Genomic DNA, 20,749 nt, shown 5'->3' with positions numbered 1-20,749 from the left:
TATTTTAGGCGTGTTAAGGACTGCACTAAAAATTTTAGTACATTTTACGAAAGATCGTCTGCCTTTAAAAACTAACTTAGTTCTTGAAGTTAATTACTTGTGTCCCGTCCTGCATCCCGTCGCGCTTTTTCCATTTTACGTAATTGTTTATGGGCTTTTTTGGAACCCCGCACTAAGTCTTTTTTAAATTTTTCTTCGTGAAAATCCTGAAATAAACTTTCAACATCATAATCAAGAGGATATAACTTTTCTGCAGCCATCTCTAAGCGCAAGCGGCGCAATGGCACTTTAAAGAATTTATCTTCTGCGTACACAATTCCTTCTTCTCCCTCTGCTTCATAAAATAAAGCGGTCTTATTGGTGGCAGAAGAAAAGACACGATCGCCTTTTTGAAATTGTGGTAATGTCGCTCGAGTGGTTTGAACTTGGCTAACTTTTTTGAATGCTCGTTTTTTACCGGCATAATCTTTTTGTTTTAATAATTGGCGGCTGCGATCAATGACATCTTTTTGAAGCTGCATTTTTTCTGCGATCCAAAAGGCATTACTACTGCCGACTTCATTCATTAATAACTGATATTTCGGCGTCAAAGTCTGGGCATCAAACGCCATCGCCGCTGTTTTAAAATCTTCATGGGCTAAGGCAAAATCTTTAATTTCACCATAATGCGTCGTGGCCACGACTAACGCCCCGTTTTGATACATTTGTTCCATAATCGCAATCCCGAGTGCCGCACCTTCATTAGGTTCAGTGCCGCTGCCAATTTCATCTAATAAAACCAACGTATTGCGTTTACTATGGCGCAAAATTTTGGCAATATTTTGCATATGACCAGAAAAGGTACTGAGCGCATTTTCCATATCTTGTTGATCACCGATATCAATTAAAATTTCGTTAAAAATCGCGATATTGCTCGTGCCATCATGATGCACCAACACGCCAAAAGCTGTTAACAAACACGTTAATGCCAACGTTTTTAAGACCACCGTTTTTCCACCCGCATTAGGACCTGTGATGATTAATCCTCTAGCATCTGTGCCTAATGAAACTGAAAGAGGCACGGCTTTATCCCCTAATAAAGGGTGGGTCACATTGGACAAATGTAAAATTTCTTCATCATTGACCGCCATTTTCACTCCATCAATACTGCGGGAATACTTGGCACGAGCAAAAATGATATCCAATTCCACCACAGTTTCCAAACTGTAGCCAATTTTTTCTTGAGCAGCCGCAAGTAAACCGGTTAAATAGGCCAAAAGCTGATATACTTCGGCTACTTCTTCTGCTTGGGCTAAAATCAATTTTTCATTCAAGCGGGCAACATTACTTGGTTCCACAAAAACAGTCGTGCCTTTATTGGACTTCTCAATAATGGTACCGTTAATTTTATTTTGAAATTCCGCTTTGACGGGTAATGTGTAGCGATCACCTTTTTTCAAAATCAAACGTTCTTGCAAATATTTTTGCGTGGTACCATTTCGCAGATATTTTTGAAGGGCAGCCTCAATTTCTCCTTCAATTTTTTGCACTTGATTGCGGGCCTTCCGTAATTGTCGGCTACTATCACTATTTAAACGGGTACCATTTACCATTCCCGTAATTTCCTTGGTAATTTCAGAAAAATCGCCTAATTGCTGACTATAGGCAAAAAGAGTTGGCACCTGATAGGCATTTTTTTGGAATAATTTTTGAATTAATTGAAATGAACGTAAAAAATCGCTGTACTCCGTTAATTCACTGGGTTCTAAAATTTGGCCTTTGGTAATTTTTTGCGTTAAATGGCCGATTTGTACCAGCCCCATTAAAGGAATATGTTGACCCGAGGCCAAAATAGTCATCGCTTCTTCAGTTTCTTTTAACCAACTGCGGACGGTATTGATTTGCGTTGCGGGCCTACGTGCTAAAAGAGCAGCTTTGCCTTTATCACTAATAGCTGTTTGACTAATTAAAGTGCGGATTTTAGTAAATTCTGTTTCAGTTAGTACATTCTTCATTTGGGTATCCTTTCTTGACTAGACCCCATTTCTAAACACAAAAAATACTCGTTAGAATGGTGGGCACACCTTTTGGCTTTGACCTGTAAAAGTGTACAAAAAAAGACGATAGTTTCCCTATCGTCTTAAAAATCTTGCGATTAAAGATAGGCATCTAGAGCATCACAAATAAACCTGGCGTTACTTGTTTTTAAATTGCTGATTAGATACCTGTTACACTCACAAATAGCCCTCTTTTTCTTCTAACGAGTTATTGAATACACCTTTAGTATAAAAGAGAGCAAAAAAAGTTGCAAGCTAAAAAGAATTAATTGACTTTAAAAGCTTTAAGCAAGATTCGTTGCAGCCAACCAAATTTCCTTTGCTGTCTAAGCCTGAAAGGACAACTCGGAATATCTTATCGACAAAAACAAGTTTTCATCACTTTCTTGCTCTTAAAAACCACAAAAAAACGTCTGTTAATGGCATAACAGACGTTTTAAAGACCAAAGTAATGACTACGGCATCGTATCTTACTTCGATAAGAATGATTTCTAGTAAAATATACTTGGTTTTTTGGGGGATGTCAATGAAATGCAGGTGAGTTTATGCTGAGAAAAGCCCATAAGATAGGCATTTCTTCTGCTTTTTCTTTATTTTTATCCAAGATAAAAAACAGCATCAAAAAAGTTATTTCTACTCAAAAGAAGCCGCTTTAGCCTCTCCTATCTCATTTAACTGCCTAAAAATTGCCACCCCAACTTGCTAAAAAGAACTGTATTTTATCATATTTTAAAACTAAGAAATGAAATATAGATAAAAGTAATTCCTCCAAAAAATTATCTTTTTATTTAAATATTAAAGTGCCTTAGTACCATTACCATTTTTCATTAAAAAAAGCCCCAGGCAAATGCCTGCGGCTTTTAAATTTTTTAGCTTATTAATAATATTTTTTATTTGGTTCAACGACTAAATAGCGGTAAGGTTCATCCCCTTCAGAATGCGTTTTCACACTATCGTCATGGCTTAAAGCTGAATGAATTTGTTTGCGTTCAAAAGCCGGCATTGGTTCTAAGAAAACTGGACGGCCGGTACGTTTAACTTTTTCAGCAGTGCGTTCAGCCAAGCGTTGTAAAATCGCTTGCCGTTTTTGGCGGTAGTCGCCAACATTGACCACAACCGAAAGTTTATTTTTAGCGACACGGTGAATAAAGACTTGAGCTAAATATTGTAATGCATTTAGCATTTTACCGTGTTTACCAATTAAAATTCCTTGTTTTTTCGTGTCCAAATGGAAGATTACCATACCATTTTCACGTTCTGTTTTGACTAAGGCAGGCGCATTTAATTCGTTGGTGATATTCGTTAGATAAAGTGCTAGTTGTGTTAAAGCCGCTTCGTCGTCTAAGTCGGATAAAACGTCACCAATAGCAGGCTCTTCTGCCATGGTAGCTGTGGAAACATCTAATTCAACCACTGGTGTTTGCTCTTCATTAACCAAGACATCTTCGACTGTTTCTGTTACTGCTTCACTGATTTCTTCTGTAACAGAAGGCTCAATTGAAACGCGGGCATTTTTCTTACCCATTCCCAAAAAGCCTTTTTTGGCCTCTTCTATCACTTCAATAACAGCTTCATCTTTAGAAATTCCTAATGCGGTCAGACCTGTTGTAATGGCTTCTTCACTGGTCGCTCCTTTATAAATCGGCATCAAGGTAACCCCCTTTTATTTTTTGCGTTTTTTCTTATTTGGATTCATAGCCCGTTCCAAAGCACGTTCTCGCGCTTTTTCTTGACGGCGTGCTTCTTCACGTTCTTTTCTGATTTTAAATGGATTATTGATCAATAATGTTTGCACAACTTGGAAAGCATTGGAAACCACCCAGTATAATGACAAACCACTGGCAAGTCCTAGCCCCATCATTAAAATCATTAATGGCATGGCAAAGTTCATAATTTTTAGACTCGCATTTGATTCCACTTGGCTCATACTTGAAAGATACGTGCTGGCAAAAGTAAAGACAGCGGCTAAGATTGGTAAAATTAGATAGGGGTCTTTTTCCCCTAAGTTCAGCCATAAAAAATGCCCTTGGGATAATTCTGGAACCCGTTGAATCGCTTGCCACAATGCCATCAAAATTGGCATTTGCACCAATAATGGTAAACAACCAGCATAAGGATTCACATTATGTTCGGCATAAAGCTTTTGTGTTTCTTCTTTTAATTTTTGCTGCGTCTCCATATCTTTGGCAGAATATTCAGCTTGCAGCGCTTTGATTTTTGGTTGTAATTCTTGGGTTTTACGCATACTTTTTGTTTGGAAATGCATTAATGGCATTAAGATAATCCGCACAATTAATGTAAATAAGATAATCCCAATCCCGGCATTACCAAATGATAATGCTCGAATGGCGCGGGCAAAGTTCCAAACAATGTAACGATCCCAAATTCCAGTACTGTTGGCACTTACTTCTCCGGTGGCACCACAGGCTGACAAGAATACTACCAGTGCCAGCATGCCGCTTAAAAGCAGTGCTTTTTTGACATGTTTCTTTTTCACGAGGCATGATCCCTTCTAACGATTATTTAAATAATTTTTGCGAGTTTTAGTACATGCTTCAAATTTTGCATCAATTCTTCACTATCTAATTCACTCACAGTTGGTCGAGCGATGATTATAAAATCAAGATTCGGATCAATCTGATCTTTTAGAGCATATAAACTGGCACGGATTTTCCGTTTCACACTATTGCGCATCACGGCATTGCCGACTTTTTTCCCCACGGAAATTCCTACTCGAAAATGTTCTTGTTCTTTGGGGAGTTTATAGACAACAAAACGGCGATTTGCACAAGAGCTGCCTTGTTCAAATACTCGCTGAAAATCTCGTTCTTTTTTGACACGATAGGCTTTTTTCATGACGTTTCCTTCACTTCTTCTAAAATCATTTGCTCATACCTTTCAATAATACCATAATTTCTCCCTAAACTTTACCCCCAAAAAAGCCCTACCAAAAGAAAAGCTGAATGAACTCGCCCAGCTCGCTAGCAATAAGATAGAATTTTAATAAATTGCTTTTCAAATTTCTTCTAAACAGGGGTTTTAAAACCAGAAAATAAACAAAAAAAGCCGCTTCAATTTTCACAGCTCAAAACCTCTACCATGATGAGATTTTTTTGCGTGTTGTTGAAGCGACTACTTTATTTTCATATTAGCCAACATAAAAAAAATACCACTGGCAACCAGTGGCTTAAGCTGACAATACTTTACGTCCTTTTAGACGGCGGCTAGCTAAGACGCGACGGCCGTTTTTAGTGCTCATACGTTTACGGAAACCGTGAACTTTTTGACGTTTACGTTTGTTTGGTTGGTAAGTTCTTTTCATTTATTTCCACCTCCGAGGTAATTCTCATATCCATCACTACAGACATACTTTGATAGTATAACGACTCCAATTGCTTTTTGTCAACTACAAAATTAGGTGAAAACAATAAAAAAGTTATCCACATTTCTTTATAAGCCTTGTTGATGGCTGTGAATTCACAAAAAATTTTTGAAAGTTAAATTAAAGTTTTGAAAAAAATTATCCACACTTTCACACAGCTTAAAAACTTTTCCACAAGCATTTATTTTTCTGTGGATAGTCGTTACAAAAGCTTGTTACATTAAGACCTTTTATCCCAAAGACCTTGTGGAAACTTTTGGAAAACTCAAATTCATCCACATTTTTTTCCTGCCTGTGGATTATTTTTATCCCTCTTGTTAATTCACATTTTCATCTTCTTGTTTATTTGTGGAAAACTTGCTGAAAATAAATTTTTTTTTGCTTTTTGCTATCTGCCTGTGGAAAACTTCTTTAAAAAGTGATAAATTAAGAATACCTATTTTTGTCTATTTTCTGGCAAAAAGAAGTTCGTGAAATTTCACAAAGTGCTGCCATCTCCTCGTAATTTATTACTGGGTGTTCTTTGAGGCGCACTTTTCCTTTTTAATAGGCGCTTTGCGGCTTGTTGGAAATCTTTACGATCTTTTCTCTATTAATATACGCAAATTAAAACGGATACCGTTTAATTGATTGAAAAAATGAATAATAAAGGAGGAAGCTCATGTCATCATACGAAGCCTTGTGGCAAGAGGTGTTAAACAGCTTAAAAACCGACCTCAGCCCCGCCAGTTTTCAAGTTTGGGCCGAAAGTGCCAGTCCCCTTTCTTTACAAAATGATGAACTTTTAATCAAAGTACCGACAAAAGTCCATCGTGACTATTGGGAGAAAAACTTGGCACCACGGGTTTTGGAAAACAGCTATCGTCTTTACGGACGGGAAATTATGCCGGCTTTTATCACAGAAGATGAAGTGCAAGAAGAAATGCCCCAAGTAAAAGAAGAAAAAGTTGAAGAAAAAGTCAATCGTTCCATTATGCTAAATCCCAAATATACTTTTGATACTTTTGTCATTGGGCAAGGAAACCAAATGGCTCATGCCGCTGCACAAGTTGTTGCTGAAGAGCCCGGCTCGATTTACAACCCACTTTTCTTTTATGGTGGTGTCGGTTTAGGGAAAACTCACTTGATGCACGCCATTGGTCATGAATTATTAAAATATCGCCCGAATGCCAAAATCAAATATGTCAGTAGTGAAAACTTTACCAACGACTTTATTACTTCGATTAAAAATCGCACTAGTGAAGAATTCCGTCATGAATACCGCAGCGTCGATTTATTATTAGTTGATGATATCCAATTTTTGGAAAATAAAGTCGAAACACAAAACGAGTTTTTCTATACTTTTGAAGAACTTTACAAAAACAATAAACAAATCGTCTTAACTAGCGATCGTCTGCCAAGTGAAATTCCAACTTTACCAGAACGCCTGGTTTCCCGCTTTGCTTGGGGATTGTCGGTTGACATTACACCACCGGATTTAGAAACACGGATTGCTATTTTACGAAAAAAAGCTGAAGCAGAACGTTTGGAAATCCCAGATGATACTTTAAGTTATATTGCCGGCCAAATTGATTCCAACATTCGCGAACTAGAAGGCGCACTTTTACGCGTACAAGCTTACGCAACGATGAATAACGCTGAAATCAGCACTAGCTTAGCTGCTGAAGCCTTAAAATCTTTAAAGAGTAATGGCGGTGTAGCGCAAATTTCAATTTTGCAGATTCAAGAAGAAGTCGCAAAATATTATCACATTTCCCTTAAAGACTTAAAAGGGAAAAAACGGGTAAAAAGTATCGTTGTACCACGGCAGATTGCGATGTATTTATCCCGCGAACTAACGGATAATTCGTTACCAAAAATAGGTGCCGAATTTGGCGGTAAAGATCATACAACAGTCATCCATGCTCATGAAAAAATTCAGCAATTATTAGAAAATGATCCGACTACTCAAACTGAGATTTCGGAAATTAAAAATTTATTATTAAAATAGAGATGTGGATAAATTCGCAAGTTTTCCAAATTTTATCCACAAGTTATACACAGTGGAAAACTCTTGTAGTGTCTTAGGTTTGAATACTTATCCACTGATTCAACAGGACCTACTACTACTACTATCTTTTTACTCTTAAATATAAAGGCATCCGCCTTCTTTTCAATTCATAAAAAATGCTATAATCAGCATGAGTCATTTTTAAAGATTAAGGTACAAAGCCGCTTGAAAATAAAAAAGACTATTTTGATAAAGTTACCAGTTTAGCTAACTTTTAAATTGCCATTATTTTTACTCTCGAAAATTCCGTTTACTTTTCGAATCAGCAACTGCTACCTAAATTTAGTGCCCACATTATAAAAAATTGCTACACATCAAAAAAGATTGGAGTGCCATTTATGAAAGTCACTATGAATCGTTCTGCCTTTATGCAAGAATTACAAACTGTCCAACGGGCGATTTCTTCTAAAACCACTATCCCAATTTTAACGGGGGTAAAAATTGTTTTAACCGAACGCGGTTTAACCTTAACAGGGAGTAACGCCGATATTTCCATCGAAACATTTTTAGCCGTGGACAATGAAAAAGCCCAAATGATTGTCGAATCAGCAGGTTCGATTGTTTTACAAGCTCGATTTTTCAGCGAAATTATTCGTCGCCTACCAGAAGATACTTTCACAATGGAAGTTGTGGAAAACGAACAAGTTGCCATCACTTCTGGCAAAGCCAACTTCATGGTCAATGGTTTAGATGCTGATAACTATCCGCATTTACCAGTTGTAGAAAGTCGTGACCAATTAAAATTATCAGCGCAAACACTCAATCAATTAATTAGTGAAACTGTTTTTGCTGTTTCTGCTCATGAAAGCCGCCCAATTTTGACTGGGGTGCATTTTGTGTTAGAAAATCAACAGTTATTGGCTGTCGCAACCGATTCACATCGTTTGAGTCAACGGATTATTCCGCTAGAACAAGAAGCAGAGGACTTTAATATCGTTGTTCCTGGCAAAAGTTTAATTGAATTATCACGTTCTTTAGCTGATGATGAAGAAGAAATTGCGGTTAGCATCATGGAAAACCAAGTGTTGTTCCAAACAGAAAATATGTTGTTTTACTCACGTTTGTTAGAAGGAAATTACCCAGACACGAACCGTCTAATTCCTCATCAATTCAATACTGAAATTGAGTTTACGGTGCCAAGTTTCTTAGCGGCCATTGAGCGGGCCTCTTTACTTTCACATGAAGGACGCAACAATATTGTCCGTTTATCCATTAAAGAAGATGCTGTCATGCTTTACGGAAATTCCCCAGAAGTCGGAAAAGTAGAAGAAGCATTAAGTTATGAAAAAGTTAGCGGCGATCCTTTGGAAATTTCCTTTAACCCAGATTATATGAAAGCAGCATTGCGGGCTTTTGGTGATATGAGTATTACGGTTCGCTTTATTTCAGCGATTCGTCCTTTCACCTTGGAACCAACCGCTGATCAAGCAAACTTTATTCAATTGATCACACCAGTGCGCACCAACTAGGCATTTTAATTTAATTTGCAACTGTCAAATAAATGGAAAACTACTGTAAAAAGGTACATTAGATTTTTACGGTAGCGGAAAATTTATTTGGCAGTTTTTTATGTTGAAGAAACTTTTGGCGACGTTAAGAAAGACGAGTTTCTGAGATTTTTTCAAAGAGCTACCCACTACATTTAGCTTTTCTTCTGCTCCAGCTTCACGAACTAACGCGCTGCGACATTAAGCTAAAATTTCAAGAAAATTGAAAAGCAATTTATTAAAATTCTATCTTATACTAGCGAGTTGGACGAGTTCATTCTGCTTTTCTAGGTGTCTAGCATAATAAACAAGCTCTCTACGTCAATAATCCAAAATCTTGAGAAATTTGAAGGACAATTTATCAAGATTTCGTCTTATCGCTTGAGAGCTAATCATGTTTATTCTGCTTTTCTTCTTTGAAAAGGCTTGCAAATTGTTTTTTACTGTGCTAGATTATGACTAAGGATTGTTACTGTTCGGCAGGCAAAACCAGAATTTACCACATGTGCACCAAGGGGGAAATTCTAGGTTTTTTTTATTTGTCTGAAAGCAAATATTGAGCAGGGAGTGGGAATTGTGGTCATTGAAAAAATCCTCAATAACAATATTGTTATGTCAAAAAACGCTGCTGGTGAAGAAGTTATCTACATGGGGCGGGGCTTGGCTTTTGGTAAAAAAGTTGGCGCTGAAATTGATAGTGCGGTTATAGAAAAAGAATTTATTTTAAAAGATTCCCTGACTGCTGGGCAATTTCAACAACTGTTTACCGATGTACCTCCTAAAGAAGTTGAAGTGGTCAAACAAATTGTTGATCTAGCCGAAGCCAAATTGCAACAAGAGCTATCTACTAATATTTATCTGACACTAACCGATCATATTCATTATGCGTTAGAGCGTAGTAAAGAAGGCATCGAGATTCCCAATCCTCTTCTATTTGAAACACGTAAATTCTATGCTAAGGAGTTTGCGGTTGCAAAAGATGCTATTGCTTTAATAAAAGACAAATTACAAATTGACTTGCCCGAATCAGAAGCGGGATTTATTGCTTTTCATATTGTCAACAGCGAGCAGTTAAATGCTGATGGTTCGATGCAACAGACGATGCAGGCGACAGAAATTGTCCGAGATATTTTGCAAATTATTAGTCGTTTTTATGGCGTGGTTTTTCAGCAAGATTCTCTAAGTTATCAGCGGATTGTCACTCATTTGCAGTATTTTGCCCAACGTTATTTGCAAGATGAATTAAAAGAAGAGCCCGATGAATTTCTCTTTGCTTTAATCCAGTCCAAATATCCTAAGGCTTTTCAAACGGTGCAGCGCATCAATGATTATTTAATGAAAACCTATCAAAAACCGCTGGGAGAATCCGAAATGATTTATTTGACGATTCATATTCAGCGCGTTGTGTCAGAGGAAACCTAAACATTCAATCAATAACGGATTGTTACTGTTCGGCAGGCAAAACCCAGATTGAAAAGACAAAGATACCCATTGCTTTATTTTTTGGGATCGTGTTTTTTCATTCTGGTTTTTTTTATTTAGATAAAGGGGGATATAAGATTTTCACCAGGAATAAGACCAATATACTTTTCTTAGTATCTAGCATTATGAACGAACGCTCTACGGCAATAAGCTGAAATTTGAAGAATAATGAATTAAAATTCCATCTTATTGTTTGAGAGTTAACCTCGTCCATTTGGCTTTTCATATTTAGACAAATTAAACTGACAAGGAGAGATAATTATGAGCAGCAACAAAGAAATCGCTAGCCGGGTTTTAGCAGCTGTAGGTGGGAAAGAAAATGTGAATAGTGTGGTGCATTGTGCCACGCGTTTGCGTTTTAAATTAAAAGATGAAGATGTGGCCGACACCAAGGCACTAAGCCAAGATGATGATGTAATTCAAGTCGTACAAAAAGGTGGCCAATATCAAGTGGTGATTGGCAGTCATGTGGGGGATGTTTATCGGGAGTTAAATGGCATTGCCAATTTTGATAATACCCAAGCTGTCGAAGAAAAAACGGGAAATATTTTTGATCGTTTGATTGATATTATCTCCTCTATTTTTACTCCCTTTTTAGGCGCAATGGCCGGAGCTGGGGTATTAAAAGGCTTTTTAACTTTAGCTTTAACGCTAAATTGGGTAACAGATACTTCTGGTGTTTATGTAGTGTTATGGGCGATTGCTGATGGCTTGTTCACGTATCTACCTGTCATGTTAGCCTTTACTGCAGCCAGAAAATTTCGCACCAATGAATTTTTAGCGGCTGCTTTAGCGATGGCGCTCGTTCATCCTTCTATCACAGCATTAGCCGGAGAAACGTTACATTTTCTAGGCTTACCGGTAATTATTGGGGCCAGCGCGTATACGTCTTCTGTGCTCCCGATTATTTTAGCGGTCTTTTTACAAAGCTACGTGGAAAAATTCTTTAAAAAAGTTATCCCTAACTTTTTACAAACCATTGTAGTGCCACTGGCGGTATTTTTGGTCATGGCACCTTTAACATTTATCGCGATCGGTCCTTTAGGTACGATTTTGGGGAACGTATTAGGTGGTGGCTATGATGCGATTTATGGTTTGAGTCCCGTTTTAGCGGGTGCAATTATGGGTGGCTTGTGGCAAGTATTTGTCATGTTTGGGATGCATTGGGGCTTTGTGCCAATTATGATGGTCAATTTAACCCAAGCTGGTTTTGATACGATGACACCAATGTTACTCCCTGCAGTCCTAGCCCAAGGTGGCGCGGCATTGGCCATTTTCTTTATGACAAAAAATGTAAAATTAAAAGGTTTGGCACTCTCTTCAACGATTACCTCCTTTTTTGGGATTACCGAACCTACCGTGTATGGTGTGAACTTACCGTTGAAAAAACCATTTATTGCTGCTTGTATTAGTGGTGCTGTCGGCGGTGCGTTTATTGGCTTTTTTGAAGTTCGCAACTATGTATTTGGCTTAATTAGTTTGTTGAGTTTACCAGGTTTTATCCCGCAAGATACAAAAGCTGTCACCGGTTTAGTAATGGCGGCGATTGGCACGGCAATCGCCTTTGTGCTCGCTTTTATTTTAACGTTTGTTTTACGGTTTGATGAACAGACAGAAGATACTGCATTGGCAGAAAACGATGATTCTACACCAGCATCCCCCAAAGCTGAAGCATTAGCTAATGGGCAAACAATTATGGTTACAAGCCCCTTATCAGGGGAAGTTTTACCGTTGACCCAAGTAAAAGATCAAGTTTTCTCTTCTGGTGCTCTTGGAAAAGGAGTCGCAATTAAACCTTCAGAAGGAAAATTATATGCACCAGCCGATGGTGTTGTTACTACCCTATTTCCGACCGGTCATGCCGTGGGAATTACGACTACAACAGGTGCAGAAATTTTGATGCATATCGGCATGGATACAGTGGAATTAGACGGTCAAGGTTATACCGTAAAAGTAAGCCAAGGCGATCATGTCAAAAAAGGTGATTTATTAGTGGAATTTGATATAGAAGCGATTGAAGCGGCGGGATTTTCGACTATTACACCAATTGTTGTAACCAATACCACTGATTTTATGGATATTTTAGATATGGATCAAAAAGAAGTCATTCACGGTGAAGACTTTTTAACAATTGTAAAATAAAAATAGCAATAATAGGAGGAACATCATGACAAAATCAGTATTTAAAGAAGGCTTTTTATGGGGTGGCGCAACAGCTGCCAATCAATTAGAAGGAGCATATTTAGCAGACGGAAAAGGATTATCCGTGGCCGATGCCATGCCTGGTGGCAAACAACGTTGGCAGATTTTAGCCGGCGAAAATTTTGATTGGAGCATTGACGAAAGTAAATATATTTATCCCAATCACACCGGAATTGATCATTATCATCGTTTTAAAGAAGATATTGCTCTTTTTGCCAAAATGGGCTTTAAATGTTACCGTTTTTCCATCGCTTGGGCCCGCATTTTTCCGCAAGGGGACGAAAGTACGCCCAATGAAGCAGGCTTACACTTTTATGATGAATTAATTGACGAATGTTTAAAATATGATATTGAACCCGTGGTCACGATTTCTCACTACGAAATGCCTTTAAATCTGGCCAAAAATTATGGTGGCTGGCAAAATCGGCAGTTGATTGACTTTTATGAACACTTTGCAGACGTTGTTTTAAACCGTTACTACAAAAAAGTAAAGTATTGGATGACCTTTAACGAAATTAATTCTCCTTTTGAATTACCAGCCTTGAGCATGGGCATGGTAAAAAGTAATGGTGGCGGAAATTGGCAAAATATTTTCCAAGCGTGGCATCATCAATTTGTCGCCAGTGCCAAAGCGGTTAAAATTGGCCATGCTTTAAAAGCAGATTTACAAATTGGCTGTATGATTATTTATGGAACCAGTTATAGTTATGATGCCAATCCTGTGAATCAAGTGGCGACCATGATTCAAAATCAAGAGTTCAATTATTTTTGTGCCGATGTCCAAGTCCGTGGGCAATATCCTGCTTATACTACTCGGATGTTGGAAAAATATCAGGTAAAACCTTTGGCAGTAAAAGACGATGATTTAGCTTTAATAGCGGAAAACACGGTTGATTACATCGGTTTTAGCTATTACATGTCAACGGCGATTAATGAAACGACAACCGCTGAAAAAGTGCAGGGCAATATTTTAGGCGGAGTGAAAAATCCTTTCTTAGCTGCCAGCGACTGGGGTTGGCAAATTGATCCAAAAGGGTTGCGAATTGCCTTAAATGAATTGTATAACCGTTATCAAAAGCCACTATTTATCGTGGAAAACGGCTTGGGGGCATATGATGAAGTGGATGAAAACTTCTATGTGGCAGATGATTACCGAATTGATTACTTGCGTCAACACATCATCGCCATGGGAGAAGCAGTCGCAGACGGCGTGGATTTAATGGGCTATACACCTTGGGGCTGTATTGATTTAGTCAGTGCCTCCACTGGTGAGATGAGTAAGCGTTACGGTTTTATTTACGTCGATAAAGACGACGAGGGAAATGGCACCTTGAATCGTTATGAGAAAAAATCTTTTGATTGGTATCGGAATGTTATTGCCACGAATGGTCAAAAATTGGATTAAGAGAAACCGCAGCAGCTCGTGATAGAGTTGCTGCGGTTTTTTGTAGGGAAAGGATTCTATCTTTTTTGTAGAACTATTGAGAAGTATGTGGATTCCTGCAACTTTTATGGCGCTAGTTTTCTTTTTAAGTAATAAAAAGGTGATATTGCCTCCTTTTACCATTTTTTATCGTATTTACATGGCTTTTTTGGAAAAATATTTCATTTTTATTTACAAGAAAATGAAAAACAACTGTATTACTTTCAGAAATGATAAAATCTTCTTAAAAGGGCATAAAATCGTTTTTACGGCTTTTTTAACTTTTCGGATAAAAATTATCTAAAAAGATTAAAACTTCTTAGAAGTGAAAAAAACTAGGGAAAATTTGTTTTCTTGCTTAAAAAACGGTATAATAAACCTAACTGTGACTGGAGAAACGAGGGATGAAAATGAAAGCAAAAATTGCAATCACAGGAGACTACATGACCTTAGGCCAAGTGCTAAAAGAAGTCAATGTGATTTCCAGTGGCGGACAGGCGAAATGGTACCTGGCTGAAAATATCGTTTTAGTGGATGGAGAGATTGAAAATCGCCGCGGCCGTAAGCTTTATCCAGGGATGATGGTAGAAATTCCCGATGAGGGGACTTTTTTTATGGCGCAAGCACAGGAAAAAGATAATGCGCCTGAATAATCTCTTTTTGCAGCATTTTCGCAATTACGAGGAATTGGCCCTTCAATTTCCCCAAAATTTAACCATTTTTCTCGGGGAAAATGCGCAGGGAAAGACGAATATTTTAGAGAGCATTTACGTTTTAGCCATGACGAGAAGCCATCGCACCAATAATGAGCAAGAGCTGATTGAATGGGGGGCTGATTTTGCCAGTGTTAAAGGAGAAGTCCAAAAAGTGCACAGCAAAGTGCCTTTAGAGCTTTTGTTAACCAAAAAAGGCCGAAAGACCCGTATCAATCACATTGAACAAAAAAGACTTAGCAGTTATGTTGGGCAACTAAATGTAATTTTGTTTGCCCCGGAAGATTTGGCTTTAGTTAAAGGAAGCCCGTCTTTGCGGCGCAAATTCCTTGATATGGAAATCGGCCAGATCGATCCAATTTATTTATACGACCTCGTCCAGTACCAAAACGTTTTAAAGCAACGCAATCAATACCTAAAGCAGCAAAAAAAAGTTGATATGCTTTATTTAAGTGTATTAAATGATCAGCTAGTAGAGTTTGGCAGCAAAGTATTGTTAGCCCGTGGAAAATTTGTCAAACGCTTGGAATATTGGGCCAACTTGCTGCATCAAAAAATCAGTCACGAAAAAGAAAATTTGACCTTACGCTATGTGTCTACGATTGATTTTGACCTGGCAGATAGTCTAGATGTGGTAAAAGCCCGTTTTCTGAGCGTCTTAGAAAAAAATCAGGCACGGGAATTGCAGCGGCAAACGACCCTTGCAGGTCCCCATCGTGACGATTTAAGTTTTGCCATTAATGAGATTGACGTGCAGACATACGGTTCACAAGGGCAGCAACGGACGACGGCATTAAGTGTCAAATTAGCTGAAATAGATTTGATGCAAGAAGAAACGGGAGAATATCCGATACTTTTACTCGATGATGTGATGAGTGAGTTAGATGATTCGCGTCAGCTGCATCTTTTGGAAACAATTGAAGGCAAGGTACAGACGTTTTTAACCACTACGACGCTGGATCATGTCAAAAATAAAATGACAGTCTCACCGACTATTTTTTACGTTGAAAAAGGTCATTTAAGTACTACCAAATAGATTATTGAAGAAATGAGGATCCGCATAGATGACAGAAGAAGAAAAAAGCTTAGTTGAGCGTGCCAAGGAATATGACGCCAGTCAGATTCAGGTCTTAGAAGGCTTAGAAGCGGTACGTAAACGTCCCGGAATGTATATCGGCTCTACCAGTTCAGAAGGCTTACACCACCTTGTGTGGGAAATTGTTGATAATTCTATCGATGAAGCTTTAGCTGGTTTTGCTACTAAAATTCAAGTCATTATTGAAGAAGACAACTCGATTACCGTTACCGATGATGGTCGGGGTATTCCGGTTGATATTCAAGCCAAAACAGGACGTCCGGCTTTAGAAACTGTTTTTACAATTTTGCATGCCGGCGGTAAATTTGGCGGTGGCGGCTACAAAGTTTCTGGGGGTCTTCACGGTGTCGGTGCCTCCGTTGTGAACGCTCTTTCTGTTAAATTAATGGTCAAAGTTTACAAAGAAGGCAAAGTCTACTTCCAAGAATACCGACGTGGCGCTGTTGTGGATGATTTAAGCATTATTGATGAAACAGATAAACACGGGACAGAAGTTCGCTTTTGGCCGGATTCAGAAATCTTTACTGAAACGACAACTTTTAACTTTGATAAATTGGCAACCCGCGTGCGGGAATTGGCCTTTTTAAATCGCGGTTTGCGTATTTCAATTGAAGATCGTCGTGAAGAAAAACCAGTTTTAAAAGAATACCACTATGAAGGTGGGATTAAGAGCTATGTGGAACATCTGGACAAAAATAAAACGGTCTTGTTCCCTGATCCCATTTATCTAGAAGATCAGCAACAAGATATTGCGGTGGAAGTTTCCTTGCAATATACCGATGGTTATCACATGAATATTTTAAGTTTTGCCAACAATATTCATACCTATGAAGGCGGGACCCATGAATCCGGCTTTAAAACGGCATTGACGCGGGTGATTAACGACTATGCCCGCAAGCAAAAAATCATGAAAGACAACGACGACAATCTTTCCGGTGAAGATGTGCGGGAAGGTTTAACTGCGGTAATTTCAATTAAACACCCGGATCCACAGTTTGAAGGTCAAACCAAAACCAAACTGGGTAATTCAGAGGTTCGAACGATTGTCGATCGTTTATTCTCGGAACACTTTATGAAATTCTTGATGGAAAATCCCAATGTTGGCCGGCAAATTGTCGACAAAGGGATGTTAGCTTCAAGAGCGCGGCAAGCTGCCAAACGGGCACGGGAAATGACTCGCCGTAAAGGGGCTTTGGAAATCAGTAATTTGCCAGGTAAACTAGCAGACTGCTCTTCTAATGATCCTGAACGTTGCGAATTATTCATCGTCGAAGGGGATTCTGCCGGCGGTTCTGCAAAACAAGGACGTAATCGGGAATTCCAAGCGATTTTGCCAATTCGGGGTAAAATTTTGAACGTGGAAAAAGCATCGATGGATAAAATTTTAGCCAATGAAGAAATTCGTTCCCTCTTTACAGCGATGGGAACTGGTTTTGGCGGCGATTTTGATGTCTCAAAAGCCCGCTATCATAAATTGGTTATCATGACCGATGCCGATGTCGATGGCGCCCACATCCGGACTTTGCTATTAACGTTGTTTTACCGTTATATGCGTCCGATCGTGGAAGCAGGATATGTTTATATCGCACAACCACCATTGTACGGAGTCAAACAAGGGAAAAATATTACTTACGTGCAACCAGGTAAAGATGCGGATGAACGTTTGCAACAAATTATGGATGAATTACCAAAAACACCAAAACCAACGATTCAACGCTACAAAGGTTTAGGGGAAATGGATGATCATCAATTATGGGAAACGACAATGGATCCGGATAATCGTTTGATGTTGCGGGTTTCTATTGACGATGCAATTGAAGCCGATCAAGTTTTTGAAATGTTAATGGGTGATCGCGTGGAACCCCGCCGAGCATTTATTGAAGAAAATGCTCACTATGTCCAAAACTTGGATATTTAAATAAAAATTGTACATGACTGTCAACTTTAGGAAAATGCGGAAAATTTTTCTGGCTAAATTTCTTTTCGCCGCCAATTTTTCACTTTTTCCTAAAACTTGGGTCGTGTTTGCCAGAATGAGTTTAAAGAATAAATAAAATTATTTGCTTTGGTTTTAAAAGCAAAGTTTTTGTCGTTGTTTAAACATCTTAGTTAGGAGTGAAACACTTGGAAGATAATAAAGCCCATATTCATGACGTCAATTTGAGTAGTGAAATGAAAAATTCCTTTATCGACTATGCGATGAGTGTTATCGTCGCACGGGCATTACCAGACGTTCGTGATGGCTTAAAACCGGTGCACCGCCGGATTTTATACGGGATGAATGAATTAGGTGTAACACCAGACAAACCTCATAAAAAATCAGCCAGAATCGTTGGGGATGTAATGGGGAAATATCACCCCCATGGCGACTCGGCTATCTATGAATCAATGGTGCGGATGGCCCAACCTTTTAGTTACCGTTATATGTTAGTAGACGGCCATGGTAACTTTGGCTCTGTCGATGGTGATGGCGCTGCGGCAATGCGGTATACAGAGGCCCGAATGAGTAAATTAGCCTTAGAAATGTTGCGGGATATCAATAAAGATACTGTTGATTTTATTAGTAACTATGACGATACTGAACGGGAACCAGAAGTCTTACCGGCTCGATTTCCTAACCTTTTAGTCAATGGTACGACTGGGATTGCGGTTGGGATGGCGACAAATATTCCGCCCCACAATTTAAGTGAAGTGACAGCAGCGATTAATTTATTGATGGAAAATCCTGAAGTGACTACTAATGAATTAATGGAAGTTATTCCTGGACCAGACTTTCCAACTGGTGGTTTGGTAATGGGGAAATCCGGGATTCGTCGCGCTTATGAAACTGGACGCGGTTCAATTACTGTCCGTGGTCGTGTGGAAGTAACTGAAATGCCAAATGGCAAAGAACGAATTTTGGTAACAGAATTGCCTTACATGGTGAATAAAGCCAAATTAATTGAACGTATTTCAGAATTACATCGGGATAAACGAATTGAAGGCATTACTGATTTACGGGATGAATCCAGTCGTGAAGGAATGCGAATTGTAATTGATGTCAGACGCGATGTCTCAGCTTCTGTGATTTTGAATAACCTTTACAAGTTAACAGCCTTGCAATCTTCCTTTGGTTTCAACATGTTGGCTATTGAAAAAGGCGTTCCAAAAATTTTAAGTTTAAAACGAATTTTGGAAAATTATGTTGAACACCAACAAGAAGTCGTAACCCGCCGTACCGCTTTTGATAAAGCCAAAGCGGAAGCTCGGGCTCACATCTTAGAAGGTTTGCGGATTGCCTTAGATCATATCGATGAAATTATCGCAATTATTCGCGGCTCTAATACTGACGATGAAGCCAAAAATACTTTGATGACGAAATTTGAATTGTCAGACCGCCAGGCCCAAGCAATTTTAGATATGCGTTTACGCCGTCTAACTGGTTTGGAACGCGACAAAATCGAAAAAGAATACCAAGAGCTATTGGCGCTCATTGCAGATTTAACCGCGATTTTAGCAAGTTCTGAACGCGTAAATGAAATTATCAAAACGGAATTAGGGGAATTAACCCAACGCTTTGGTGATAAGCGCCGGACGGAACTTTTAGTTGGTGAAGTATTGAGTTTGGAAGATGAAGATTTAATCGAAGAAGAAGAAGTGGTCATTACCTTAACCAATAATGGCTACATCAAGCGCCTTGCTAACAGCGAATTCCGTGCGCAACGCCGAGGTGGCCGAGGTGTTCAAGGAATGGGCGTCCATGATGAGGACTTTGTTAAAACATTAGTTTCTTGTTCCACTCATGATACGTTACTATTTTTCACCAATGTCGGAAAAGTTTACAAAGCCAAAGGTTACGAAATTCCAGAGTATGGCCGTACTGCAAAAGGGATTCCAGTGATTAACTTATTAGGTATTGATTCTGCTGAAAAAATCCAAACGATTATTGCTGTCAGCGGCGAAAGCGATAATAAATATTTGTTCTTCACTACGCTTTTAGGGGTCGTTAAACGGACTTCTGTGGATGCTTTTAGCAATATTCGCAGTAACGGTTTAATTGCCATTAATCTAAAAGAAAACGATGAATTAGTTGATGTCTTGGAAACAAGCGGGGATGATACCATGATTATTGGGACTCACGATGGTTATTCGGTTACCTTTAAAGAAGAAGCTGTTCGGGATATGGGACGTACTGCTTCAGGTGTCCGGGGCATACGCTTACGAGAAAACGACTATGTAGTTGGAGTTTCTGTAATTACGCCAGACAAAGAAGTATTGGTTATCACCGAAAACGGCTACGGAAAACGCACAGCAGGCTTGGAATACCCTGTTAAAGGTCGTGGGGGTAAAGGGATTAAGACTGCGAATATCACGGCTAAAAACGGCCCATTAGCTGGTTTAACGACAGTTAATGGCAATGAAGATATTATGTTGGTTACAAATAAAGGCGTAATCATTCGTTTCAATGTAGCCTCTGTCTCACAAACTGGGCGCGCAACATTAGGTGTGCGGTTGATGAAACTAGAAGACGACGCGAAAGTTGTCACAATGGCAGCTGTCGAAGCAGAAGCAGAAGTAGAAGAAACTGAGGTAACGCCAGCAACTACCGAAGCAAATGATACAACTGAAACAACTGAGATAGAAACAATTGTTGAATTAGATGTAGACGAAGAAAATAAAGAATAATTAACCTCACCCTGACAGGACTTGGTTTTGTCAGGGTGATTTTTTATAGGTAAAGGATATAAAATTTTCACTTATTGCTAGAGCTGAAACAGTTTGCAAAGCTTTTCTTTAATGTCTAGCTTTACAAACTAGCGCGCTGCGACAATAAGATAAAATCTCAAGAAATTACAAAACAATTTATTGAGATTCCATCTTATTGCTGGCGAGCTGAAC

At 38.8% G+C, this 20,749-nt stretch carries 14 protein-coding genes; 9 read left to right on the top strand and 5 right to left on the bottom strand.

The window, feature by feature from the left end; genetic code table 11:
• Positions 1-89: 89 nt before the first annotated feature.
• The 5 genes from RK01_RS10585 to rpmH form a co-directional block, all read right to left on the bottom strand.
• Complete coding sequence (locus RK01_RS10585; protein ID WP_016173280.1) at positions 90-1,994, bottom strand: endonuclease MutS2; 1,905 nt, start codon at positions 1,992-1,994, stop codon at positions 90-92.
• A 919-nt stretch (positions 1,995-2,913) separates the two neighbouring features.
• Positions 2,914-3,684, bottom strand: coding sequence for an RNA-binding cell elongation regulator Jag/EloR (gene jag / locus RK01_RS10580; RefSeq protein WP_016173279.1), 771 nt, complete (start codon positions 3,682-3,684; stop codon positions 2,914-2,916).
• Positions 3,685-3,699: 15 nt separating this feature from the next.
• Positions 3,700-4,491, bottom strand: a complete 792-nt coding sequence (locus RK01_RS10575) for a YidC/Oxa1 family membrane protein insertase (protein ID WP_051113728.1) — start codon at positions 4,489-4,491, stop codon at positions 3,700-3,702.
• A 68-nt stretch (positions 4,492-4,559) separates the two neighbouring features.
• Entirely contained in the window at positions 4,560-4,892 is a 333-nt protein-coding gene (gene rnpA / locus RK01_RS10570) for a ribonuclease P protein component (RefSeq protein ID WP_016173277.1), read from the bottom strand.
• Positions 4,893-5,223: 331 nt separating this feature from the next.
• A complete protein-coding gene (rpmH, locus tag RK01_RS10565; protein ID WP_010766794.1) occupies positions 5,224-5,358 on the bottom strand; it encodes a 50S ribosomal protein L34 in 135 nt (44 codons plus the stop codon).
• Positions 5,359-6,079: 721 nt separating this feature from the next.
• Between rpmH and dnaA the strand changes: the two genes are divergently transcribed.
• The 9 genes from dnaA (at position 6,080) to gyrA (ending at position 20,536) form a co-directional block, all read left to right on the top strand.
• The gene (gene dnaA, locus RK01_RS10560) at positions 6,080-7,408 is read left to right on the top strand and encodes a chromosomal replication initiator protein DnaA (RefSeq protein WP_016173276.1); all 1,329 of its coding nucleotides are present in this window, start codon (positions 6,080-6,082) and stop codon (positions 7,406-7,408) included.
• Positions 7,409-7,806: 398 nt separating this feature from the next.
• Positions 7,807-8,937, top strand: coding sequence for a DNA polymerase III subunit beta (gene dnaN, locus RK01_RS10555; protein ID WP_016173275.1), 1,131 nt, complete (start codon positions 7,807-7,809; stop codon positions 8,935-8,937).
• Positions 8,938-9,531: 594 nt separating this feature from the next.
• Positions 9,532-10,377, top strand: a complete 846-nt coding sequence (gene licT / locus RK01_RS10550; RefSeq protein ID WP_016173274.1) for a BglG family transcription antiterminator LicT — start codon at positions 9,532-9,534, stop codon at positions 10,375-10,377.
• A 321-nt stretch (positions 10,378-10,698) separates the two neighbouring features.
• On the top strand, positions 10,699-12,579 hold the full coding sequence (locus tag RK01_RS10545; RefSeq protein ID WP_016173273.1) for a beta-glucoside-specific PTS transporter subunit IIABC: 1,881 nt from the start codon (positions 10,699-10,701) through the stop codon (positions 12,577-12,579).
• Positions 12,580-12,604: 25 nt separating this feature from the next.
• Entirely contained in the window at positions 12,605-14,044 is a 1,440-nt protein-coding gene (locus tag RK01_RS10540; RefSeq protein ID WP_016173272.1) for a glycoside hydrolase family 1 protein, read from the top strand.
• Between the two features lie 428 nt (positions 14,045-14,472).
• Positions 14,473-14,715 (top strand): S4 domain-containing protein YaaA, encoded by a 243-nt coding sequence (yaaA, locus tag RK01_RS10530; protein ID WP_034864852.1) that lies wholly within the window; start codon positions 14,473-14,475, stop codon positions 14,713-14,715.
• Complete coding sequence (recF, locus tag RK01_RS10525; RefSeq protein WP_016173270.1) at positions 14,702-15,811, top strand: DNA replication/repair protein RecF; 1,110 nt, start codon at positions 14,702-14,704, stop codon at positions 15,809-15,811. Before yaaA ends, recF begins: the two co-directional genes overlap by 14 nt.
• A 28-nt stretch (positions 15,812-15,839) precedes the next feature.
• Positions 15,840-17,789, top strand: coding sequence for a DNA topoisomerase (ATP-hydrolyzing) subunit B (gene gyrB / locus RK01_RS10520; RefSeq protein WP_016173269.1), 1,950 nt, complete (start codon positions 15,840-15,842; stop codon positions 17,787-17,789).
• A 254-nt stretch (positions 17,790-18,043) separates the two neighbouring features.
• Positions 18,044-20,536, top strand: a complete 2,493-nt coding sequence (gene gyrA / locus RK01_RS10515; protein WP_229084941.1) for a DNA gyrase subunit A — start codon at positions 18,044-18,046, stop codon at positions 20,534-20,536.
• The last annotated feature ends 213 nt before the right edge of the window (positions 20,537-20,749 follow it).

The organism is Enterococcus dispar ATCC 51266, from assembly GCF_000406945.1.
GTDB classification, from domain to species: domain Bacteria; phylum Bacillota; class Bacilli; order Lactobacillales; family Enterococcaceae; genus Enterococcus_C; species Enterococcus_C dispar.
This window is presented reverse-complemented; position numbering and strand designations above follow the sequence as displayed.